The sequence below is a fragment of the Gardnerella sp. DNF00109 genome, from assembly GCF_049262845.1.
GTDB classification, from domain to species: domain Bacteria; phylum Actinomycetota; class Actinomycetes; order Actinomycetales; family Bifidobacteriaceae; genus Bifidobacterium; species Bifidobacterium vaginale.
The window spans coordinates 1,047,098-1,072,296 of the sequence record NZ_CP058406.1; the positions used below are offsets into that span (position 1 = coordinate 1,047,098).

A 25,199-nucleotide genomic window follows, 5' to 3' on the forward strand; every position below is an offset into this window, starting at 1 on the left:
CGATTAGAGCTACAAAAAGCGGAAGATTTTCCCGACTTTGTAGCTAAAAACAACGATTAGAGCTACAAAAAGCTAGAACTCATCGTCGAAGGAAAATTCGTCATTATACGCGTAATCACTAGAGGCGAAAATATCAAACTCTTGCTGATTTGCAGAATCATCTTCCGCATTATTTGTTACGAAAGCAGCAGCACCGTCGTTAGCAAGCAACTCACTCGCGCGTTTAGAAGCCTCACGCAAGAATCCGTCTAACAGTACAGCATCCGCCGAAACACTAAACGCGCGATCGTTAATACCTTCCAAATAAAGCCCGCCAAGATTTTCCACGCGAGAAAGCGCCACATATCCCATTCCGGGAGCAAAAGTTTTACGCAAATCCATTACCGCACTGTCAAGCGTCATACCTTGCGATTTATGAATCGTAATTCCCCACGCGCATCTAAGTGGCACTTGATTTACGCTAGCAAGAACAGTCTCACCATCCGTCATTTCCCATGCAGCTGGCTTAAGAGTGACAATATTGCCGTTTTCAAACTCAACAATCGGCCATCCACCTTTAGATTCAGGTGCGAATCTCAAAACTCGCCCAACAGAGCCATTCACATATTGCTTATCTTGATCATTTCGCAACGCCATCACTGCAGCTCCAGCCTTTAGTACAAGCCGTTCCGGAGCAAGCATATTCTTTTTTAAACGCTCGACGAGATTTTTAGGGCCGGCTTCTGTTGCCACAAATTCGTGAGGCTCAGCATCAATTGCCGCAAGCTGCACATTATTTAAGCCATCTGCCTGTGAGTTCGTAGGGAAAAGATGAACCGAAACTTCATCGCCTTGCGGATACTCACCGAGGCGACTGGCAAGCACTTGCTTATCTTCGTCGCTTACAAGACCGCCACGAATATCCGTCAAAACTTCAAGCAATTTGCCGTCATCCTGACGATGTTGCTCAGTTAAATAGCACACAACAGGCTTTAAAGCATCCCAGGCGAAAGATTCCGTAATATAGCCTTCTGGATTCTTGCCAGCAGCAGCATACTTTTCGCGCGACTCAATAAACTCTGGACTTGGCTCGAACACATCGCGATTTCGCATAGAAGCACTCACAGGAGGCAGCTGGAAGAAATCTCCCGAAATAACTACTTGAAGTCCGCCGAAGGGAGCAGAGTTTTTGCGCACTTTACGGCATACTTCATCAACCATGTCAAAAAGCCACGCGTGAATCATTGAAACTTCGTCCAACACGAGCACTTCCGTGGCTTTTATGCGTTTCCCTCGCCTAGCTCTAATGGTTTTAAGAAGCGAATCGCTAAGCGCGTTTGAAACTCCAACTCCACTCCACGAGTGAATGGTTTGACCGTTTAAATGCGTTGCTGCGATTCCTGTAGAAGCCGTTACAGCCACGCTTAAACCGTTTTTTCTCATTGCGCGAATAGCTTCGTTTAATACGTAGGTTTTACCTGCACCCGGAGCGCCGGTAATGAAAACGCTTGCACCAGCGTTGATTATGGTTAGGGCTTCGGATTGCTTCATTGGCAGTACCTTTTATTGCGTTTAATAGTCGCGCTTTATTTAATAATCGCGCTTTTCTGCGGAATTTACGTCTTCTAGCGCGTCTCCGCGGCGCTCGTAGTCGCGAAGCAAGCTCGTGCTCTCAATGTGCTGTGCGCCAGCTTTTGCCTGTGCTTCGCTTGGGCCTGGAGCTGGAACAAACATCATGTCACGGTAATATCTCAACTCGTCAATCGACTCAATAATATCCGCGAGCGCACGGTGACCGCCGTGTTTTGCCGGCTTATTGCGGTAAACGTCTGGGTAAAGTCTGCGCGAAATCTCCTTCAACGTGCTTACGTCTATTACGCGATAGTGCAGATTTGCCATTAAATCTGGCATGTAACGGTCGAGGAACTTTTTATCGGAGCCAACAGAGTTGCCAGCAAGATGTGCTTTTCCGTGCTCTGGCAAAAAGCGCTTTACATACTCAACAACCTGCTTTTGTGCTTCTTCTAGAGGCAAACCGTTTTTATTCCACTCGTCAACAAGACCAGAAGATGTGTGCATATTGCGTACGAAATCGTTCATATGAGCCACAGCAGCATCGCTCGGCTTAATCACTAAATCAATACCGTCGTCTAGAACTTTCAAATTAAAATCAGTTGGAACTACAGATACTTCGCATAATTCGTCGTGGAAAATATCGAGTCCCGTCATCTCGCAATCAATCCAAATTAAGCGCGATTCTTCCGGCGTAAACGTAAGATCTTCCTTAGCTTCAGCCATTTTCGTTCCTTTCCTAATATTTTTTCGAACCCATCAGCCTACATCTTCCCAGCGACGACTAACAGCTAAAATCACATCTCTGGCATATCAGAAAGTGAAATTCTAGAATATGATCCATTTTTCTTATCTTCAGGGTGAGGCTCTAAACCGATAATAGTTATTGACATATGATCTGGACCATAAACCCAATACATTCTCATTGCACTACTTGTTTTATTCTCCAAGTAGGATTGCCAAACTCTAACACCATATCTATTTGTCAATTCTTCAATATCATGAGTATGCAATCCTGGATGCCTTGGATTTTCAGATAAAAGTTTCATAGATTTTCCCCATTTCTTATAAAGAGAAAGATCTTTTTTACTTATACTGCCTTCTAGAAACTCTTTCTTCAATCTCTCCCAAATATTAGACATCTCTGGAATACCCATTCTAATATTGAAGTTCATTCACTTACTCCTAGAAGTCAGAGAGATCAACAGGTTCAGAGACTTTGCCAATCTTAAAATTGCGGATTGCTTCATCCATACTTTTAAGAGTTTTAGAAGAGATACTCTTAGGAATAGTAAGCTCACGTGGCTCTAATAAAATACAACCATTATCACATTCTTTAACATTGTAATAAGGGTATTTAGCTCCGCGCAGAGTTACACGCTTTTTACTATCAAGACGAACGTCATAATCTTTCACTACTTCCACAAAACACCTCATTTTTAGTGGGATATCCCACTAACTATACAATAATTTTATACGAATTGTCAAAACAAAAACGACGAAAAGTTAGAAAGTAGCAAAAAAGACTTAGCTAACTCTTCGCCGTTTAATGCAAAATTACTTGCGATTTATACGCAACTTATACGCACAACTTACGCAACTTACGATTTAGTTGTGGAAACCGCTGTAGTTTGGCGCTTCTGCAGTCATCACAATATCGTGAGGATGCGATTCGCGAAGACCAGCATCCGTAATGCGAATAAAGCGACCGCGCTCTTGCATTTCCTTAATATTGTGCGCACCAACGTAGAACATAGACTGATGCAATCCGCCAAGCAACTGGTAAAGCACAGCGTTAAGTGGACCGCGATATGGAACTTCGCCTTCCACGCCTTCTGGAACCACCTTGTCGGAGCTAGTAACGTCTGCCTGGAAGTAACGATCCTTAGAATAAGACTTCTTACCGCGAGGAGCCATTGCGCCAAGCGAGCCCATGCCACGATAAAGCTTATACTGCTTGCCGTGAAGCAAAACCTTTTCACCTGGAGCTTCCTCGCAACCAGCCAAAGTGCCGCCGAGCATAACGGTGTCAGCGCCAGCAACCAAAGCCTTAGCAATATCGCCAGAATAGTGAATACCACCATCAGCAATGCATGGAACGCCAGCAGCCTTGCAAGCCTGAGCCGCATCATAAACAGCAGTAAGCTGAGGCACACCAACGCCTGCAACAACGCGCGTAGTGCAAATAGAGCCTGGTCCAACGCCAACCTTTACAGCGTCGACGCCGGCATCAATCATAGCCTGAGCGCCTTGGCGAGTAGCAATATTTCCGCCAATAATTTGTACTCCGTCAAACGCCTTATCTGCCTTAATTCTGCGAATCATATCGAGAGCCAATCGAGCCTCTCCGTTTGCGGTATCAACCACAAGCACGTCAACTCCAGCTTCCATAAGCGCGCACGCACGCTGCCAAGCATCTCCAAGGAAGCCAATTCCAGCAGCCACGCGCAAGCGACCCTGATCATCCTTAGTAGCATCTGGATACTGCTCAGTCTTCACAAAATCCTTAACAGTAATCAAACCAGTAAGCTTGCCTTCTGCATCAACCAAAGGCAATTTTTCAACTTTGTTGTCTGCAAGCAAACGATGCGCGTCTTCTTTAGAAATATCAGAAGGACCAGTGACGAGATTTTCGCGAGTCATCACGTCTTTGACTTTCAAACGATCATAGTCTTCGGAAGCAATGAAACGCATATCGCGATTGGTAATAATACCAACTAGACGATTTTCGCTATCTACCACTGGCAAACCAGAAATATGAAAACGCCCGCACAATTTATCTAAATCTGCGAGCGTTGCATCTGGGTGAACAGTGAGTGGGTCGGTAATCATACCAGACTCGCTGCGCTTAACAATATCGACTTGCGCAGCCTGATCATCTATAGAAAGATTGCGATGAAGAACACCAATTCCACCATTTCGAGCCATTGCAATAGCCATATCGGACTCGGTTACTGTGTCCATTGCTGCAGAAATTGCAGGAACTTTCATAGTGATTTCGCGAGTTAGATGAGTAGTTGTATCCACTTCGGAAGGAATAACATCAGTCTCATTTGGAAGCAACAGCACATCATCATAAGCAAGGCCGAGCTTCTCGAAAATTGGTGGAACAGGAGCATACACGGATTCCGTGTTCATATCAGTTGTAGCCATAGGGTTACTATACGTTTTTGCTATGACGTTTGTAAAAATCGCGTTTCATAAACTATGATTCGCGAGTATTCGAGTATTATTTTACGAATTTCGTAGCTCTGGCAGCCGCCTGCGCAAATATGGCATCATTGTAAGAACTGTAAGCAGCGCTGCCGCAATAATCATGCCAACAAGCACGTAAATTGCTTTAAAGAACAGAATCATTATTGACCCGAAAGATATAAGCGCCGCCCATCCCCACAAAATAAGTACTGCTCCTTGCACAGAATGCCCAATGCGCAACATTCTGTGATGCAAATGCATGCGGTCTGGATGCATTGGCGACTGCCCTTTTGCAAGCCTTCTGCATATTGCTAAACACATGTCTAACACTGGCAAAAACAGCACTAAAATCGGAAGCAAAATCGGCATAAATACTGGCAAATATATGCTTGTGTGCACTGCAGATGGATCTAAGTGACCCGTCATTATAATAGACGCGCAAGTTATTAAATACCCGATTAGCATGGAGCCAGAATCACCCATAAAAAGCTTTGCAGGATGCCAATTGTGCAAAATAAACCCTAAGCACATTCCAACCATTGCAACATCTATAAGAGTTGCCATTGAAGCATAGCTTGGAGATGTGCGCGCAAGAATATAAGAGTATGTCGCGAAGGCGATTCCGCCAATTGCCACAATTCCAGAAGCCAGTCCATCTAGTCCGTCTACAAAGTTGACTGCATTAATTGAAGCCACGATTAGTATTGCGGTTATTGCGATTGAAAGACTTGGAGACGCTGTAACTAGAGAGCCGAGCGGCAATGTTACGATTTGAAGCCCTCCCCATGCTACAAAAACAGCTATTAGCAATTGACCTGCAAGTTTTAGCATCCAATCTAAGTCCCAAATGTCGTCACAAACACCCAAAAGGCATACGAGTACAGCTCCAGCTAAAACTACCCACGGCTGGTGTGTTCCTGTAAAAAGCCCTGAAATAAAAGGCATGGAGCTTGCAAACGCCATTGATACAGCAAAGCCGAATAGCATTCCCACTCCACCCATACGTGGCGTAGGTATTGTGTGCACGTCGCGAGCGCGCACTTTTCCCACGGCTCCTATGCGAATCGCAAGATGACGTACAAGCGGCATTATTAGCCAAGTTGCGCCTCCTGCGATTGCTGCTATAAACAGGTATACCCTCATTTCTTGCGACTTTCTGCTCTTATCTGTTCTTCACTTATTACGCCTTCGCGCAAAATCACAATTCCGTCTTTATCGCTTGCATCCGCGCCAACTACTGTGCTTGCTACGTGTGAGCGAGTTGGACCAGCATTTAAATACAGCGGAATTTCGTCTCCAAAAGCTGCTACTGCCTCTTCTACGCTGTCTGCGCTCTCGTTTCCGCTGCGATTTGCGCTAGACGCAGCCAAAGGGCCCGTAACTCTTAAAATTTGCATTAATTCTGGGCAATCTGGCACGCGCACGCCTTGCGTTGCTTCAGCTTGGATTTTGTTTTTATTATTGTTTTGAACGTCACTACTATCTGCTTTACAAAGCGTAGCAAGCCTTGTAGCTACCGAATCTTTTCTTGCGCGAGCGATTGGCGAATATCCGCCTGGCAGGAATTTTTCCGCCAGCACGTCTAATGGGCTTGGCAAGTAAAGACCGAGTTTTTCTAAGTCACTTACGCTACTCATAAGTATTTGCAAGGCTTTTGTGCGCGGCCTGCGTTTTAATTGGTAGATTTTCACTACTGCATCCTCGTTAAATGGGTCACATGCTACTCCGTAAACTGTGTCTGTTGGCACTACGATTACGCCGCCTGCGTTGATTATTTGCGCTGCAAGTTGCAATGATTCTTCGTTAATCGTGCAAATTTTACTCATTTTTAGCCTCTTTTTTGCATACTACAAATCTTGCTCTGTTTGTTAAGTCGTTTTTGACTTTTGCGCTGCTAAATCCTACGTTTTTTGCATAATCTGCAAGCGCTTCTCCTTGCGTAATATCGTGTTCCATAATCATTATTCCACCCCTACGCAAATATGCAAAACTCGCTTTTACAATTTTTTGCGGTATTAGTAGCCCATCTTGAGATCCACCATATAGCGCCATTTTAGGGTCGTAGTCGCGAGCTTCAATCTGCTCTACTGGCTGGCTTTCTGGCACATACGGCGGATTTGTGATTACTACATCTACTTTCTCTTTAATCGCAGCTTTTTCAGGCAGATTAACGTTTGTAGCATCACCTAATATTGCGTGATATCTGTTTAAAATATTATATTTTTCCGCGATTTTGTTGTAGTTTTTTTGCAAATATTCAAAAGCTTTGGGAGACTTTTCCACAGCCCACACTTGCGCATCTGCAACTTCGCTTGCAACCGATAATCCAATCGCTCCCGACCCTGCGCACAAGTCTAAAACAATAGGATTTTTTAGATTATTTGCGCGAATCCAATCTAATCCCTCTTGAACTACCACTTCTGTCTCAGGCCGCGGCACAAAAACACCTTTGCCAACTATTAGGTCTATGTAGCGAAAAGTAGCGCATCCAATAATGTGCTGCAATGGCTCGCGCGAAGCACGTCTAGATATAAAATCGCTATATTTGCTAGCATAATTGGGCAAAAAATCCTTAAAATCGCCAAGTATTAGCGCTTTGTTTAAGTCTGCCAAACTTACGCCACAAGCGTGAGCCAGTAGCAAACGTGCGTCGTATTCTGCCGACTCTACTCCTGCATCTTCAAGTTTTTCGGCAGATGCGCGCAAAATGTGCAAAATTTCTTGCATTTTACAAGCCACGTGGTGATTTTACTTATCTTACTTAATTTACTTGGATAACTTAACTTACTTGGCTTACTTGGCTTTAGCTAAGCGATCGGCTTCATCCGCCTGAATATCGCTGTCTATAACAGGCTGCAAGTCTCCGTTAAGCACCTGGTCAAGATTGTATGCCTTGTAGTTTGTGCGATGATCCACAATACGATTTTCTGGGAAGTTGTATGTGCGGATTCGCTCAGAACGGTCCAACGAGCGCACCTGCGAGTGGCGCATATCTGCAGCCTCCGCAGCCTCCTGCTCGTGCTTCATGGCTAGCAAGCGCGATTTTAGCACGCGAAGAGCTGCCGCACGGTTTTGAATTTGCGACTTTTCATCTTGCATGCTAACCACAATTCCAGTTGGAATATGCGTCATGCGAACTGCGGAATAAGTAGTGTTCACGGACTGTCCGCCAGGACCAGAGCTCATGAAGATGTCGATTTTCAGGTCTTTTGGATCGATTTCGATTTCGTCGTCGTCTTCGTCTGCTTCTGGGAACACGATTACGCCGGCTGCGGAAGTTTGAATACGCCCTTGCGATTCAGTTACTGGGATTCGCTGCACGCGATGCACGCCGCCCTCGTATTTCATGCTTGCCCACACGCCGTCTTCTGGAGCAGGCGTGCCTTTTGCACGAATCGCAAGCTGCACGTCTTTTACGCCGCCAAGCTCCGTCGAATTTTCGCTTTGTATTACAGTAGTCCAGCCGCGCTTTTCCGCGTAACGCATGTACATGCGCAATAAATCGCCAGCAAACAGAGCCGCTTCTTCGCCGCCCGTACCAGCTTTGATTTCCATAATCATGTCTCGCGCATCGTCTGGGTCTCTAGGAATCAGCGCTGTGCGCAACTTTTCTTTTGCTGCTGGAATTTGTTCTTCTAATTGTTTTGCTTCTTTTGCTAAGTCTTCGTCTTCGCTTGCCATTTCGTTAGCTACTTCGTAGTCTTCGCAAAGCTGCTTGTAGTTTAGGTACGCGCTTACGATTGACCCGAGTTCTGCGTGTCTACGACCGAGCTTGCGAATTGCGTCTGGATTAGACGCTACTTCTGGCTCTCCCATGCGATTTTCAATATCGCGGTATTCGTTTAGAGCTGTAACCGCTGCTGGGAACTGTTCCTCTACTGACTCAGCCATTTTGTTCCTTTGTAGTCGCGTATAACGCGGATTTTGAATAGAAAATATTAAATATTGAGTTAAGTATTAAATATTAAATAAGACACATGAGCACATGTATGTTTAGCACATAAAACGCCAGCCCCGATTCCGCGAGTTACACGAAAGCAGGGCTGGCGTTTAAAAAGCTACTTAGTCTTCTTACCGTAGCGCTTCTCGAAGCGAGCCACGCGGCCGCCGGTGTCGAGAATCTTCTGCTTGCCGGTATAGAATGGGTGGCACTTTGAGCACACGTCAACCGTCATATGATCGCCATTTGCGGTGGAACGAGTTACGAAAGTGTCTCCGCAGGAGCAGGTAACCTGCACTGCGTGATAGTCGGGATGAATACCCTGCTTCATAATGTCTCCTATGGAATTCGGGCGACCCGGGTCGCAAAGCCCCAATAGCTAAGCGTGAACCGGAACCTTCGTTATTCTAGTCACTACCCTCGACTCAACAAATCAACTTTCGTTATCTTCGTTCTTACGTCTGCGATGCTTAGCAGCAAATCCAGCTAAACCAACAGATGCCAACAAGCTGGCGATTAACGCGGACTGTGTAACGTCACTACCCGTTTGAGGCAGAGCTTCTGACGGCTGTTTTGCAGTATCCTTCACAGCTTCTGGCTCTGTTTTTTGCTTCGGTTCCGTAGCCTGTTCAGGTACGACTTCAGTCAAAGGAGATTCAGGCATTAGAATATACGGATATGATTCTGGCATCGGATATTCTTCTTGTCTTGGCTCTTCTTCTGGCTTTGACGGAGCTGGTGTAGGAGCTGGCAGCACAGGCGTTGGAGCAGGTTTGCTCTCAGAAATCACATCAATTTCAACAGTAATTTCCGCTTCGCGACCATACTTATCGGTAGTAGTAAACGTTAGCTCAACTTTCGGCTTGCCGTCAACAATCTTAGGCGTGCCAGAAATCTTGCATTCAGTACCAGCGCAATTTGCGTTAATGCCGTTTACAGAAGTCAAGCCTTGAGCAACTAACTCGTTAATAGTTAATGTCTTGCCATCTACTGTAACCATTGTGTTATTAACATCTCCTTCAGTCATGTTTTGCAATCTGAAGTTCGTTAGAATACCCTCGCGAGCAGAACCACTAAACTTAAACTTCATAGGAGCCATCTTCTCGAAGTTTGCAGTAATAATGGTTTCGCTTTCTGGGAATACCATTGCAATATCAGCGTCAGTAATACCAGCTTGTACAAGTAAATTCTTCAAAGCTTCAATAGTTGAGTGTTGTGAATTACGAATTATTTTTGCCGTATATGACTTTCCTAATGTTTCAGCAACAATAGCCAATCTATTACGACTTGCTTCATAACTCATATTCTCGTTATTTATAGCTTCAGCAAGAATATTCTTTATAGCCGCAAATGTAGAATTCTTAGATTTGCGGATTACATTAGCTGTAAACGACATGCCATAGCGTTCAGCAATCTTAGCTAATGTTTCACGCTCAATATCAGTTGATTTGTGGTTATCAGCACTGTTATAGATGGTATCAATATGTTTAGAGTAAGATACTTCATCCCAATTCTTGAATATGTAACCTTTGTTAGCAAGAACGTCTGGAATATAATTATTTATTTCAGATATTCTATCTTTACGCACCCAGTATGTATGTACTCGTGACTGCATAGTTCCGCCATTGCCAGCTACATACGTTACCTTTGTGTAGTTTTCTAAAATAAACTTTCCTGCTTGACTGTTACTTGAAGGTAAATCTCTCTCTGCAATCACATTCGGAAGCACTTGAATAGGTACATTTTCATAACGTACTATCTTTGCACCCTTCTTATTTGGATCAGATGTTTCAACCCTCACTCTAACAGTAGTAATGCCCGGCTTTGCAATACGAACGGAATTGGCACCGGAAGAATAAGCTACACCCGCACCATGCATGCCCGCAATCTCTAGGTTATTAGGATCAACACCAGACACAAGCTCATCAGGAGCAGGAACTTCGTCTCCAACACTCTTAACAAACTGAGATACATTCACAGGCATATCAGCAATCTGATTTGCAACATATACGCGAATTTGTCTATTCTTATTTGTGTCAGTTAACGGAACAGGTTTGTTGCCTGCATCATAAACTTCCCACTTGCTAAAGCCCTTAAGCTGTTGCTTTAACTCATTAGTTTTATTATTAACGTCATTTTCATATGTAGTACTATCGGACTTAAAGTAGATAACTTTCGGTTTGTATGAGCCATCATCCCACTTCCTTCCGAAAGCTGGTAAGAACACATACGGCACGTAGTTATCTGGAATTTTCTCATTACTCTTCGCGTCGATGATGTTCATCACCTTTTCATACACTGCTTGGTATGTAGTATTTTCAGAGTACTTTAATTTGCGAATCTCATCATTCGTTAACAACTTTTCACCATTCGCGTTTTGCACATCAACGCTAGTTGCAGATGCTGGTTCACTTACCATCAAAGTAGTGACAGGAATTTCAGGTTGATTTGCTAAGCTTCTTCTTGCACGCGAACGAGCATCAGAATTATCATTATCAACAAAATTCTCAAGCTTCCTCCAGCCTTTGAACACGTAATGGTATCCATCAGCGTCATAATCCTTGCCAACAGCTTGCGGAGCTTTTACGCCCGTAACATCGTCTTTAAGAACGTAGTACAGCTTAGTAGTATCTTTATCAAGGCTGCCCTGATCTTTATGATCAACTTGATTGGCATTTATAAAGTTGACCTTAACATACTTATCCTTATTGAGAACAAGATCACGCTCTGCAGCAACACCCGTAAGAGGATTAGTATCGCCAGGCTGATGTGAAGGCTGAGTACTATCTGGTTTCGGTAGGCTCTTATCGTACATCAACTGGTAAATCACCTTTAAGCGTCCTACAAGTCTATAAGTCTTGTAATCTGCTGCATCCTTATACTTAACTGTAACTTTCAAAGGAACAGTGTACAAAGCAGGTTTCTTAAGCATCTTCTGCTTTAATGTATTTTGTTCAGCTTCAGTTGGTAAATCATATTCGACTTTTATGTCTTCTACGCCATTATTCGTAGCAGCATCTGCTTTGAGTTGAGGCATATTAGTTATAAAATCGGTTAACTTTGGAAGCGTGTCAGGCTTATCTTGCACAGCGACCAAGTAATCAGTCTGCACTGTTGGTTCTGTCCAAGGGGTTTGATCTGCCACGAACTCTTGGAATGGTTCATTGACTTTCCACTTGTCAGTAGAGTCAGCGACATTTGGAATTGAATCAACCTTCTTACCGTCGTTAAGCATGCTGCTTCGAGACCAAGTTCCCTTAGCGCCAGTTAGCTGATTATTAAGCCAAGCTAATGCGCCACTTCCTTCTTTTGTAATCTTCTCAAGATCAGTACCCTTCTTTACGTAGAACACTTTAGGGCCGCTTGTGCCATCCTTCCACAATCGCCCTGGAGCAGGCTTGAAGATTGCGACTACAGCATCCTTAGGAACTTCACCACCGTCAGAAGTGCTAGAGAAGTATTCAATCTTCTTGTAAACAGCGGTGTAAGTTTTGCCAGAATTATCGTCAACAGTAACATCTTTATAACGACCTTCAGGATCGATATCGTACTTCTGCTCTGGATTTGGATTCTCAGCAGTCGGTTCTACAACCTTAGTCGCCCAGCCCTTGAACACATAGTAGTAATTATCTTGACCGTGATCCTTACCGAAGGCTTGCGGCACGCGGATTCTAACTTCCTTACCCTTATAAACGTACGCAGTAAGAGTAGTTTCTCCGCCAGCAGGATGATTAGCATTATCTCCATCGTGACCAACAATAGTGCCTTCATCATTCTTTCCGGTAAAAGTAATCGGCGCATACTCGTCAATATGAGCTTTGCCGTAGTCGCTAGTCTTAAACTTATCCCAATCGCTTGCGTACACCAAATCTGGCAGCACGCGGTACAGCACTTCAGCTTCAGCACTGTTATCACCAAGCTTCACTTGCACTTTAATCTTGTGCAAGCCTGGAGTGTTGTCAAACTTTTCACCATCAGCAAAGCTGAACTTAGCACCATCTGGATAATCACCAGCATTCGTTATAAGCTTCTTAGCATCATCACTATTTGCAATACTAATATTCTCAGTTGGCTTAAGCACTTGCGGAGCTGCAGCAACAGGAGCTTTTAGCTTGAATTTAGCAGTGTAAATTACCTCAGGACTGTTCTGCTCTTCGGAGCGAATCGGCAAGCGACTTACGCCATCAGCATACTGAAGCTTCGTAGAGCCAGCATCATACGAACCAATTTGCGAAGTCCAGCCATCAAACTCATAGCCTTGCTTTGCTTTAACTGTTGGAAGCGGCATCTGGTATGCCTTCGTGCCCTTAATTGCGTCGTACACAAGAGCAGAGCCGTCAGCTACATCCTTGTTCTGCCAGTCAACAACGCTACCCATAGAGCCTTGCTTATCATCCACTTTGAACACGTAGCGCGTGTAGTTGGTTGGGCGATACTGATTATCGTCCTGGCGCTTAAGCACGCGAACGTCTTTATACTTGAAGGTGATTGTAGGGATACCGTTAGTCTGCTTACCTTCGCTATCAGTAGTATAAATAATATTCTTCTGCGTAGTTTCCGGCATAAAGCCTTCAATCGGCTTGTAGAATGCTACGTCATAGTTTCTATTTACAGAGCTGACTTCGCTTTCTGGAAGAAGATCCTTGCCGTTTTGATCAATATACTTTACCTTATACTTGCGCGTATTGTACGTTTGGTAAATAAACTCGCCAGTATTCTGCTTCTCATCACTCGAGGCTTCAAAGCTCGTGAAATGCTTATCCGGGAAGTGCGTTTCGTCACTGTAGACTGCTTCAGCATTGTAGCGCAAATGCTCGCGCAAACCTGAAACCGTTTGAGTAGAAATGTGATCCACCATCGCGGCTTTTTCTGCGTCTGAAAGACCCTCTTTCTTATAGTCAGCAAACGTGTACCTTGGCTTTAAGAATATGTGCTTAAAAGTACCGTTGTAGCGAGTATCCCTAACCCACACTGCATCAAGCTTTATATCTTCTACTACTTTATTGCCAAAAGCGTACGGCAAAGTTTTGCCGTTCTTAGTAATTTCCCAACCGTAGAAGTCGTAGCCCTTACGCGTTGGAACCTTTATATCATTCTTTTCGTCAATAACATTGTAGCGAGCGAACTCTTTTTTCTTAACTACATCTTGGATAGTATTGCCGTTTTCGTCAGTTCCAGGCATATGGTAGTCAAGCGTCACAGTGTGCTTAATATTAGTTGGCTTACCCCAGGCAGCGTAAAGCTTAATGCCGTTGACTGGCATTGTAATATCTTTGTTTTCGCCATTTATAAACTGAGTACCAGCCTGATCAACAGCCCAGCCTTTAAACACATAGTCTTCTGGCAAATCAGCAGGGCGAACGATGGAGTAAGTCTTGCCGTTAAGTGTGAATGTGTACTTGCCATCGAACTGAGTTGCGGTGTTATCACCACCATCTTTAGTTACAGAAGCATCATAAGATGTATCGTTTCCGTATAAATCTTTGTCTTCGCCCGTCAAATCTTTTTTGCCGCGCTTAGTCAAGCTATACTCGAACGGCAGGCTCTCTTTAGCAGAGCCATTGCCGTCCTTTATAGCATTGCCATCCGCATTATAAAACTGCACATCATACGACTTGCGGTCGTATCTAAATTCAATTATTTTGTTTTCTTCAAATTCAGTTGCATCACCAGAATAATCTTCTTGTTCATCTACTGGAACGCCCCTAAATTTTCTAAATTCTAAATGATACTTTTTAGCAAAAGCATTCTTCTCATCATCACTTAAATCATCCCAATTCCCATGACCATGAGATTCGTTATACCACTCTTCCCGTTTATCTTCAAAGTCGTCTGAATCTAACGAATCACTAACTTTTGTCTTATCATAACCATTAGCAGGATTAAAACCTGCAATAGATGGAGCTGTATATTTATAGCTATCGTTGGAAGTATCATCTTTGCTATATGAATCAGTTGAAAGCTCATAATCATTGTCGTCTATATCATCGCCACCGTTTTTAGCAGACGCAATACTTTGCTTCCTAATAATCACCTGTATAGGCGCACTTTTACTACTGGTATCAGCAGTAAGCAAACGCTGATTATCTTTTAACTCATATTGCTGTTCATTAGGATTCGAAGGGTCATCGCTAATTTTAGGTACTATGCCAGCACCATTCTTAAAATCAACACGCAAACTAGGGTCAGCAAATTCTTCTTTAGTAAAACGATACGGAGGAGTGTCACGATAGCAACGTCTACCATCTCCTGCATATCCAAGTGTCCAACCTAAAGAGCCTGTGTTTTCTTTATTAAAATCTAATTCATTTACATCAGGCCAAATATCAGTAAGCCTTTGACCGTAACGAACATTTACGCGGTAACCTTTATGGTTAATTACATTGCCATTATCATCTTCGTTATTATTATCATACTCCGTTGAACAATCGCCGCCGCCAGCATAGCAATAAATAGTTGTTTTGCCGTTTTCGTCTTTTCTTTTTATAGCAGCATTGTTTAAGCTATCATTTTTTATACCAGCAGGCTTAGCAAAAATAAGCTCGTAAGTATTGCGGTCGTAAACTAAGTTAAGAGTGTTGTTTAAGTCGTCAGCGCAAAGCTGCGATTTACTACGTTTGCCTAAATCTGGGCGACCCGGCACAAAATCATGTTGCTCAGTATTAAGCTTTTTAGTAAGCTCCTTATTCACATGGAAGTAGCGCGTAAATAAATCCTTGCCTTTATTTTCAGCGGCACCAGGATTCGCGGTATTGTACCCATCTAAGCTTGTTACAGGCGTATCGTTCATCCAGTTGAACTTTGAAATTAAGCCAGTCTTATGGTCAGAATCTTTTCCCTGCAGCTCTTCTTTAGTTAAGCCAAGCTCTGGGTTTTCTACATAATTATCTTCGTTTTCACCATTAAGCTTATTAGTATCATTAGCAACGCCGGCATCATCCATTTTATTAAGCGCAACTTCACTGTCTGTCTTCACATTCTTGCGCTCAACAAGACCCACAAAGTCGTAGTTTTTAAGCGAATTTGGATTATCTTTGTCAACTAAATCCGCTTTTTGCACCCACACGTTCACACGGTAGCTAGTAGTATTGTTCGCTTCCCAATTAGCGCGGAATTGCACATTGTGATCCGGCATCTTGTAGTCATCAAGAGAAACAATAGTATTCTCATCATAAAGCGGATCACTCTTTTGGTTAGGATCAACTAAAGACCATCCTTTAAAAGTGTAACCGCGCCTAGTTGGTTCCTTAACTTGTGGCACATCTTGCTGGTAATACACTTTTTGAGCAGTAACATCCGTACCGCCAGCAGAATCGTAAGTAACTTCATACGCTTTACGGTAGTAGCGAAGGTTCAAAACAAGCTTGTCTTTTTCATCTTCAGAATCCGAAAGCGGCGAGCTAATAAGATTATGTTCCGGTTCGTAGCCTGGGATGTACGTTGAAACAGCTGTTACATCCGAGCCAACTGTGCCAGTAATCTCCGTAACGTGAATATTCTCAGAAGTGCCATCCTTATGCTTTACAGTAATTACTTTACCTATACCCAAATTCGGAGCATCGTGGAACTCATCCTTATGATCGAGATCTTGCACCAAGTGACGCACATAATACTTAGCTGTTTTAGGAGCGTAGTTGATATTCAACTCGCCGTAGTACTGAATGCCGTCTTCTGCTGGCATCTGCGTAGAGGATGAAGATTGCGGATTTGTAGTTGTTTGAGATGATGAGGCTTGCGGAGCTTGAGCGCCGTTATTTCCCCCAACAGCCTGCCTTTTCTTTACAGCGTATTCTTTAATAAGATTTTTGTCTAGACGCAAGTAGCGAACAGCATCCGCATCCGTACCGTCGTCAATAACGAACTCGTTTTTATCGTTTTTAATGTAGTATTGGTATGTGCCTGAATGATATACAGATGGGCGGTATCCAGCAGACTTTGGAAGCTCAATGTATTCGTACTTGCCATTGCTACCAAGATTATCGAAGCCGGCTTTGTCAATCGTAAGCTCGTACGGCTGCACAAGCTGCTTATTCGCAGCGCCACCAATCGTATAGCGAATTTGCAAATTGTATGTAGCTTTTGGCTTTTTGTCAGTTTGTACCTGTTCGTTGGCTTTATCTGTACTGTCAGCCGTTGGATTATCTGTATTCGGCTTAATTACCTGGCTATTTGGATCAGTTGCTGCGTTATTAGTTGTTGTGCCAGTGTTCTGTGTGCCAGCCGGTGTAGAATCAGGTGAAGGCGTTGTGTCAGAAGCTGAAGGCGTAGCGCTTTTATCTTTGCCAGTGACGCCTGTACCTGTAACTGCACCTTGCGCATTATCATGCGAACCTTGTGCAGTGCCTTGTGCAGTTGGATTTTCTGCACTTGGGCTCGCTGTATTTCCAGCACCAGCGCTAGATTCTGTACCTGCTGAAGGTGCAGAAGCAGACGGAGTTTCAGGCGCATTACTTGCAGGAGTTACACTACTCCCCTTGTTAGAACCGTTTGCACTTTCATCAACACTCCTACGAGAACGCACTTTTGGCTTATTTTCATCGTTTACTGTATTCGCATTTTCTTCGTGAGTGCTTGAAGGTTGTGCGTTTGTATTCTGCTCTGTAGCAGGCTGCTGATTTTCAGCGTGTTCAGTCTGCGCTGGATTCTGATTTGGTTCAGCCTTTGCCTCTGGTTCCGTCTTCGCAACAGTCTTTGCACTTACAGGCTGTGAAGTTTCTGGTTGTGCAGATTGCTTCGCTGCAGGAGCAGCAGCTGGCTTTGTGTATGAAGCCTTTGCATCAGCTGGCTTTGTATCAGCTGGCTTTTCAGTCGTTTTATGTGCAGGTACAGACGCGTTCGACTTTGGCTTCTCCGCAACCTTACCAGTTTCAGCTGGATTGGTTTTCTCATCCTTAGTCTGCGTTGTATCAGACTTCTTCGCAGATTTTACAGGTTTTGCAATCTCAGAACTTGATGTATCTTGCTTACCCTTAGTCGCAGTCTTAGTAGCACTATTATCTGCATTACTGTCTGCACTACTAGCCGCAGATCTATCCTCAAAATTATTAGTATCAAAAGAACGATTTGAAGGCGAAGACGAATCGACATTTGTAACAAAATATTCGCCAGAATCCTTAACACCTACGGAAGAATCGCCAGCAACCGTTTCCTGATTCTCAACGCCTTCAGCGATAGAATTAGAATCAGTATTTTTAACTGAATACTCTTTAGCAGAACCAACCATCTGACGCGTAGTACGATCAAAAGTAGCACCCGTGTTAAGCAATCCATGCTTATATAAGCCGTTTCCATCGCCATCGCCCTTGCCATTACCATTCCCAGCACCTTTGCCAGAAGTCTTAGCAACACTATTTACATAAGACGGATCAAAAGAATCAGGGTTAAAAGAAGTCCTAGCTAAAGCCGCTGCGCCAGGCAACACCATAGACAATGTAGACGCTAAAGCTACAGCTGCAACGCCAAGGCGATGACCAGAAGCACTAGTAGCAGTAGACGAGGAAGAAAGCTTAGCAGCCTTAGCATTTTTCTTAGCGCTCTTAACGTTATTAGCGTTCTTAGCGTCGCCAGAAACACTCTTATGCTTAGCAGATTTAATGCTTAAAACGTCACTACCACTATTTTTAGTTCTAGCCAATTCGACTCCCAAACTCCGTTACATCTAGTACATAGAATCAACATGCACGTTTAGTATTTAACAATCAAAATACACAACATACGGCAATGTTTAGCAACCAGTGCACTCCAAAAAAATACTTAACCTTTATTATTTAAGCACAAGCTATGGATACCCCCCCCCCATAAGCATTGCAATTTCTGTGTTTTTGGTGTTTCTTGTACTAAGTGAAATACCATGCTTGGTAGAGATTCTCGATTTTTCAAAAAAAAAACCGCGCAAACCAAGAAAATCTTGACTATGCGCGGCTTATAAAATCTTAGAAAATCCTAAGCAAAACCTTACTCGGCTGCAGGAGCTTCTGCAGCAGGAGCGGCAGCATCGGCAGCAGGAGCGGCAGCTGTCTCTTCTGTAGCAGCATCTTCTGGAACAGTAACGCTAACAACAGACTCTTCGCCATCCATGTCGAGCACAACGCCCTCAGGAAGCTTAACATCTTTAGCAAACACCTTGGTGCCATCGGTCAAGCCGTCAACATTAACCACCAAGCGCTCTGGCAAGTTGGCAACGTCTGCGCGAACCTTAAGCTCCTGAACGTCTACGAATGCAACAGCAGCACCCTTTGGAGTGCCTTCAACAAACACTGGCACCTCAACGTCAATCTTTTCGCCAGCCTTAACTTCGTAGAAGTCAATGTGCTCAACGATGCGCTTAACAGGGTTGCGCTGAACGTCCTTAACAACTGCGATTCGTGACTCATTGCCGAACTTAATAGTGAACAAAGCGTTTGCGTGACGAAGAGAAAGAGTAGTCTCCCTCATTGGAAGAGTCACGTGTACAGGCTCAGCACCACCAGCGTAAATGCTGGCTGGAATCAAATTGGCAACACGCAAACGGCGAGCAACGCCCTTACCGAATTCATTGCGAACTTCGCCTTCAAGTGTAATCTTTGTAGCCATATCGGTCTCCTTATGGTCTGGATTATGCGGATAATCTTATTTAAATCCAGCTTCAGGCGCACCGACGCGCCGAAAACCACCATAAGTTGGCTATCAGCCCAGTCGATAACGGAACTTACACAACAATCGCAAGCAACCAACGAATCGCAAAGCGCCTATCGCAAGTATCGCAGTGTTATTCCCTCGCCAAAGCAACTTATCTAGTCTATAAAAACACTTAGACAGATAAAGTCTAAAGTCAAATCCAACACCAAAAGGTGACTTGAATCACACCAACGATTATCATGTATATATAGTCAAAGGCGCATAACAAATATGTGCTCGAAACAAGCTGATTTAACCAAAACAAATTAGCAAATTTAAGCATTTAGCAAAATTAAGGAGCAGATGTGTCCGTCCTAAATACACTCCAGCAGCAAGCTTTCAATCTTGCTCGTAAGGCTTTGCAAATTGGCAGCAACTTCGCGCACCCAGTAAGCGACGACATCGCAGGAGAACCAGACTATTCTATTCCACAAGATCAGCAAGACGGATCACAGAATAAACAGAATAATCTGCTTCAGCAAAATCAGCATCTCCCACGAGTAGACGAATGGGGTTCTCAACTACAAACCACCACTTTCCTAGACCCACAAACTGGCTTGCTAACCACAAAAACGGACGGAAACCCGCCATTAGACGAAGGCACAAGCATCTACGACTTGTATGCAGACAGGGCAGCAAGAATGGGAGATGATCCACTTTACACATACAAAGAAAACGATGAATGGGTTACAAAAACAGCCAACCAGTTCCTTACAGAAGTTAGAAAAGCCGCAAAAGGCTTGATTCACTATGGATTGCGCAAAGGCGACGCTGTTGCGTTAATGTGCAAAACCTCGTATGAGTGGGATGTTGTTGATGCTGCAGTTATGGCTTGCGGAGGCGTGTTGGCTACAATTTACGATACGGATTCTGCCGAGCAAATTCGCAACATTGTAAACAACTCCGACTCGCGCTTTTTGATTGTTGGCACAACTGAAATGAAAGACAAGGCAGATGGAGCTATTGAAGAATGCCCAAGCCTTGAGCGCATTATTTGCATAGAAACAGGCGGATTGGCGGAACTACAAGCCTTTGAATACTCCGTTAGCGATGAAGAACTAGACGAGCGAATTGACTCGGTTAAAAAAACCGACTTGTGCTCTATTGTGTACACTTCTGGCTCTACAGCTGCGCCAAAAGGCGTGGAAATGACGCATGAGCATTACTGCACAACCGCGTTAAACTTGCCAACCTACTTACCAGACTTGCTTAGCGAACCTAATGGTTCTGTGCTGTTGTTCTTGCCTCAAGCACATTCGTTTGCGCGCGCAATCAACTATATTGTTGTTGCTAGCACGCTTAGAATCTACATTGCGCAAGGCATTACAACGCTTATATCCGACCTTCAAGTCGCAAAACCAACTGTTATGATTGTTGTTCCACGCGTGCTAGAAAAAGTGTATAACGCAGCTTCGCAAAAGGCAGGTCATGGAGCTAAGGGACTTGCTTTCCAGGGGGCTGTTGTTACGGCTCAGCAATACATGAAGGAAGTTCAGGATTCTGGAGATGCTAAGGCGCTAACAAAGGCTCGCCGAGCTGCTTACGATCCACTCGTTTACCGCCCGATTCGCCAAGCGCTTGGCGGACGCGCACGTTGGATTGTTGCTGGTGGCGCGCCACTAGATCCTGAGCTGATTTCATTCTTCCGCGGCGCAGGCGTGCCAGTTTATGAGGGTTATGGTCTTACGGAAACCACCGCCCCATGCGCGTTCACACCTATTGGCGTTCCATTCCGTGAAGGATCGGTCGGCATTGCTTTCCCAGCTTTCACTTTGCGAATTGCTAAAGATGGCGAAGTGCAAATTAAGGGCACTTGCGTGTTTAAGAAGTATCACAAGAATGAAGAGGCGACAGAAACTTCGTTTACAGAAGACGGATGGTATGCTACTGGCGATTTGGGTCGCATTGACGACGATGGCATGCTTTACATTACTGGTCGCAAGAAGGACTTGATCATTACCGCTGGCGGCAAGAATGTGGCTCCGGGTCCTATTGAAGAAGTGATTAAGCGTTGCGAACTTGTATCTCAAGCTCTTGTTCTTGGAGATAAAAGACCATTCATATCTGCTCTTGTGACTTTAGACGAGGAGATTTTACGCAATTGGCTTAAGACCAAGGGCTTGGACGAGACTATGAGCATGGAAGACGCCGCAAATAACGCGGTTGTGCGCGCGGAAATCCAAAAGTTTGTGGATATTGCAAACGAGGACGTATCGCGCGCGGAATCTGTGCGAAAGTTCATTATTCTGCCAGAAGAGTTTACTCAAGAAAACGGCTTAATGACGGCTTCTATGAAGATTATTCGCCCGCGCGTTATTAAGAAATACGCTAATCTGCTTAACACGCAAATGTATACGATTCGCAAGAAGTAGCGCCTAAAGCGTAACTCGCAAATCGCCCAAAACCGCGGTTAACTGGTCTTATAACTGACTAGTCTTCCGCGGTTTTTTGTATCTACACACGATCCCGCTTTTTGTAGCTCTACACACGAAAATCAGCAACAAAATGCGGAAAAAACGACGCTTCATGTAGTGCGTTTGTATGACGACACGCCGTATTTTAGGTACAAACACACTACAAGGCAGGTCCTCGTTCGCACGGATTAGCCGTGCGAACGTCTTCGCTTGCGTTGAAAGCACACCGTGCTTTCAACCTTAAGCAAGCTCAGCGCTCCGAATTGCCTTTTCGCGCTACGCTCTAAGCGAAAAGGCAGGTCGTCGCGCTAGAACCCCAAGCGCTCAAGCTTCTTAGGGTCACTCTGCCACCCCTTTGCAACCTTCACATGCAAATCGAGCACAGCTTTAGCGCCCGTAATACGATTCACCGCAGTGCGCAAACGCTTCTTAACGCGCACAAGATGCTCCGCACCGCGCCCAATAATAATCGGCTTTTGCGAATCGCGCTCAACATACACCGACACAATCACATGCGCTTTATTATCGTCATATTGTGCATAGTCCTCATCTCCTGGTTGCACAATGCTATCTACAACAACCGCAAGCGAATGTGGCAACTCGTCGTCAAGTTCCTCAAGAAAAGCCCCACGAATCAGCTCCGCAATCATGCTAGAAGGACTCTCCTCGCTAAGCTGATCGTCTGGATACATCTTCGGGCCTTCTGGAAGATTGTCAATCAAAACCTTCTTAACTTCGTCAACATTGTCGCGTTCCAAAGCGCTAACTGGCACAATATCAGTAAAATCAGCAAACTGTTGAATCTCAATCAAATGAGACACCAACTCATCGCGGCTTAGCGTATCAATTTTAGTTACGATTCCAATAAGCGGAACCTTCCACACCCAGTTTCCAGACGCGTCTTTTTTGGCAAAGTCGGAGCGAAGTCGGCTCAAGATTCTTCTATCTCCAGGCCCAATCTCTTGATCTGCTGGAAGCAAGAAAGCGATAGCATCCACATCCGCAAGCGACTCGTCTACAATATCGTTCAAACGTTGGCCTAGCAAAGTGCGCGGCCGGTGGATTCCTGGCGTATCAACTAACACCATTTGCGCGTTTGGAGTTGTTAAGATTCCGCGAATCGCCTTGCGCGTTGTTTCTGGGCGAGAAGACGCGATTGCGATTTGCGTTCCGATTAGCGCGTTCATAAGCGTTGATTTTCCAACGTTTGGTCTGCCTACTACAGCAACAAATCCCGATTTATAGCCGTTAAAATCAGGCACTTCTACGCTCGCTTTTAGAGAAGGATCTAAATTAGCAAACATTTCGTCATTCATATCTTCCATATCTTCCATATCTTCCATATCGTCACTCATATCATTAACATCTTTCATATCATTCATAATTCAACACTATTTATCGCCATCAACTTGCGATGATTCGCTATCTTTACTACTATCTTTATCGCCATTCTTGCCATTATTCTTGGCATCAGCCTTGCTGTCACTCTTTCCGCCGCTCTTTCCAGCGCTATCGTCTTCTTTAAGACCTTGAATATCTTTAAATCCTTGAATATCTCGCTCAACAAGAATCGTGGAGACTTTCTTGCGTCGCCCAGCAGAATCAACCGCGGTTAGCTTAAGACCTCTCGTCACAGCACTCGACCCAACAATCGGCACGTTTCCAAGCAACTTGGTAAGCAACCCAAACACAGTGTCTACATCGTCTTCGTCTATATGAACTTCAAAAATATCTTCCAAATCGGCGATAGGCGTGCGCGCAGGCATTTTCCACACACCCTTACTCACCTCTTGCGGATCCGCGTGCTGAGTGCGATCGTGCTCGTCTTCTAGCTCTCCAACAATTTGCTCAATCGCGTCTTCAATCGTAACAAGCCCTGCAATTCCGCCATATTCGTCTACAACAACGGCAACATGTTGTCGGATTCGCTGCATTTCGTGGAATAAATCATCCACTGGCTTGGACTCTGGTACAAGCATTGGGCTTCGACTAATCGTAGAAACTGCGCGCTCAGATGCTGCTGGATTAAACACGGTTGCGCGCACAGCATCCTTTAAATACGCGATTCCTTCCAAATCGTCAACCGACTCGCCAATTATAGGCACGCGAGAAAATCCAGATCTTGAGCACAATTTTAGGAAATTTTCCAGCGTTTCGTCGTTTTTAACACAAATCATATCGGTTCGCGGAACCATGATTTCGCGCGTTAACGTGTCGGAAAGCGTAAGCACGTTGCGCATCATCTCTGAAACTTCTGGGTCAAAATCGTTTGCTTCCACAAGCCTATCGATACTCGCTTTAGCTTGGTCTAATTGAATATTTTCCAACTCTTCATCGTCGGAAAGAGCAGCATTCTTCTTATGATTTTGGCTTTGATTTTGCGAATCTCCACGACTTGCGATTTTTGCAAACGGATTCATAAAAACAGCAATCGAAATTATTCTAGACAAACGCATCAGCTTAAAAACTGGCTGAGCCGCTCCAACTGCTCTTGGCCGCACAAGAACAGAAACAATTGCAACAATCATTGCAACTATTAGCCCGATTAATAGCGTTAACCAAAGAGGCGCACCAAGAGTCGCCGCGATTGCAGAAAAAGCCACGCCGTCCAACACGTTACACACGATTCGCACAAATGCGCACGCTCCGCTCGTAGCATACCTATCTGCTATAAGCTTTTTTGCTCTGCGAATTCTAGCAAGCTTCCTCAAGCGAACGACTTGACTTTCGTTATCGTTCGTTTGCTCTTCAATCATAAGATTATTAAGACTAGACCTTGTAACTCTTGGCACAGCCCCTTCCGCCGCCGCCATTGCAAGCGAAAGCCACACAAGCAAAACTGCGACTATTGCAATTGCACACAAGCAAGCCCACATATGTGCAGGCAAATCGGGAATCGGCGGAATTGTAATGTTATTTAGCATGATTTTTCTCGTATTCTTCCAGCTCATTTACGGCACCAGCTGGCAAAGTGGCATCGTAAAGCTCGCCAGATCTAGCCGCAAAGAACGTTAGCAAAAGCTGCCTTTGCAAGCCAAACATTTGCTTTTCTTCTTGAGGCGTAGTGTGATCGTATCCAAGCAAATGCAACATTCCGTGAATCGTGAGCAATAGCATCTCTTCCATTGTGCTATGCCCTGCCGCTGCTGCCTGTTGAGCCGCCACCCACGGGCAAATCACAAGGTCTCCAAGCATTCCTTCACTCACTTTGTCGTCGCTTCCAGGAGTCAGCTCGTCCATTGGAAAGCTCATAACGTCTGTAGGACCTTCTAAGTCCATCCACTTTTCGTGAAGACTAGCGATTGGCTCTGGGTCCACAAAAGTAATTGACAAATCGGATTGAACGCTTACTCGCATTTGTTGCAAAACCCACATTCCAAGGTCGGAGAATATTTTTGGGTCGATTTGCCAAACGGTTTCGTTCATCACTTCAACACTCATTA

Annotated in this window: 16 protein-coding genes; 1 reads left to right on the forward strand and 15 read right to left on the reverse strand. The window is 44.5% G+C overall.

What is annotated here, in order from left to right; translation table 11 throughout:
• Window positions 1-72: 72 nt before the first annotated feature.
• The 12 genes from HXT20_RS04120 to HXT20_RS04175 all read right to left on the reverse strand — a co-directional run bounded on the left by HXT20_RS04120 (window position 73) and on the right by HXT20_RS04175 (window position 19,258).
• Window positions 73-1,530: a PIF1 family DEAD/DEAH box helicase gene (locus tag HXT20_RS04120; RefSeq protein ID WP_065189684.1), complete on the reverse strand. Its 1,458-nt coding sequence runs from the start codon at window positions 1,528-1,530 to the stop codon at window positions 73-75.
• Between the two features lie 39 nt (window positions 1,531-1,569).
• Entirely contained in the window at window positions 1,570-2,277 is a 708-nt protein-coding gene (gene orn, locus HXT20_RS04125; protein WP_014554534.1) for an oligoribonuclease, read from the reverse strand.
• 71 nt (window positions 2,278-2,348) lie between these two features.
• Window positions 2,349-2,600, reverse strand: coding sequence for a hypothetical protein (locus HXT20_RS04130; RefSeq protein ID WP_004130611.1), 252 nt, complete (start codon window positions 2,598-2,600; stop codon window positions 2,349-2,351).
• A gap of 136 nt (window positions 2,601-2,736) precedes the next feature.
• Complete coding sequence (locus tag HXT20_RS04135; protein WP_004120033.1) at window positions 2,737-2,976, reverse strand: hypothetical protein; 240 nt, start codon at window positions 2,974-2,976, stop codon at window positions 2,737-2,739.
• Window positions 2,977-3,159: 183 nt separating this feature from the next.
• The gene (gene guaB, locus HXT20_RS04140; RefSeq protein ID WP_101887945.1) at window positions 3,160-4,704 is read right to left on the reverse strand and encodes an IMP dehydrogenase; all 1,545 of its coding nucleotides are present in this window, start codon (window positions 4,702-4,704) and stop codon (window positions 3,160-3,162) included.
• A gap of 81 nt (window positions 4,705-4,785) precedes the next feature.
• Window positions 4,786-5,889, reverse strand: a complete 1,104-nt coding sequence (locus HXT20_RS04145; RefSeq protein ID WP_004113078.1) for an MraY family glycosyltransferase — start codon at window positions 5,887-5,889, stop codon at window positions 4,786-4,788.
• Window positions 5,886-6,572, reverse strand: coding sequence for an L-threonylcarbamoyladenylate synthase (locus tag HXT20_RS04150; protein WP_004120010.1), 687 nt, complete (start codon window positions 6,570-6,572; stop codon window positions 5,886-5,888). Before HXT20_RS04150 ends, HXT20_RS04145 begins: the two co-directional genes overlap by 4 nt.
• A complete protein-coding gene (gene prmC / locus HXT20_RS04155) occupies window positions 6,565-7,473 on the reverse strand; it encodes a peptide chain release factor N(5)-glutamine methyltransferase (RefSeq protein WP_013399634.1) in 909 nt (302 codons plus the stop codon). The genes HXT20_RS04150 and prmC overlap by 8 nt, the downstream gene beginning before the upstream one ends.
• A 66-nt stretch (window positions 7,474-7,539) precedes the next feature.
• Window positions 7,540-8,637 (reverse strand): peptide chain release factor 1, encoded by a 1,098-nt coding sequence (prfA, locus tag HXT20_RS04160; RefSeq protein ID WP_009994429.1) that lies wholly within the window; start codon window positions 8,635-8,637, stop codon window positions 7,540-7,542.
• A 167-nt stretch (window positions 8,638-8,804) separates the two neighbouring features.
• Entirely contained in the window at window positions 8,805-9,017 is a 213-nt protein-coding gene (gene rpmE / locus HXT20_RS04165; RefSeq protein ID WP_004114884.1) for a 50S ribosomal protein L31, read from the reverse strand.
• A gap of 102 nt (window positions 9,018-9,119) precedes the next feature.
• Window positions 9,120-18,320 (reverse strand): InlB B-repeat-containing protein, encoded by a 9,201-nt coding sequence (locus HXT20_RS04170; protein WP_422114253.1) that lies wholly within the window; start codon window positions 18,318-18,320, stop codon window positions 9,120-9,122.
• A 320-nt stretch (window positions 18,321-18,640) separates the two neighbouring features.
• A complete protein-coding gene (locus tag HXT20_RS04175; protein ID WP_004114880.1) occupies window positions 18,641-19,258 on the reverse strand; it encodes a 50S ribosomal protein L25/general stress protein Ctc in 618 nt (205 codons plus the stop codon).
• Between the two features lie 389 nt (window positions 19,259-19,647).
• On the opposite strand from HXT20_RS04175, the gene HXT20_RS04180 reads away from it, so the two are divergent.
• Window positions 19,648-21,714: an AMP-dependent synthetase/ligase gene (locus tag HXT20_RS04180; protein ID WP_119675461.1), complete on the forward strand. Its 2,067-nt coding sequence runs from the start codon at window positions 19,648-19,650 to the stop codon at window positions 21,712-21,714.
• A 350-nt stretch (window positions 21,715-22,064) separates the two neighbouring features.
• Here the strand turns inward: HXT20_RS04180 and era are convergent, their stop codons facing one another.
• From era to ybeY, 3 genes are read right to left on the reverse strand one after another with little or no spacing between them, the layout of a single operon-like run.
• Window positions 22,065-23,138, reverse strand: a complete 1,074-nt coding sequence (gene era, locus HXT20_RS04185) for a GTPase Era (RefSeq protein WP_101886510.1) — start codon at window positions 23,136-23,138, stop codon at window positions 22,065-22,067.
• Window positions 23,139-23,147: 9 nt separating this feature from the next.
• The gene (locus HXT20_RS04190) at window positions 23,148-24,680 is read right to left on the reverse strand and encodes a hemolysin family protein (RefSeq protein ID WP_009994156.1); all 1,533 of its coding nucleotides are present in this window, start codon (window positions 24,678-24,680) and stop codon (window positions 23,148-23,150) included.
• A complete protein-coding gene (gene ybeY, locus HXT20_RS04195) occupies window positions 24,670-25,197 on the reverse strand; it encodes an rRNA maturation RNase YbeY (protein WP_004114866.1) in 528 nt (175 codons plus the stop codon). Before ybeY ends, HXT20_RS04190 begins: the two co-directional genes overlap by 11 nt.
• Window positions 25,198-25,199 lie beyond the last annotated feature (2 nt).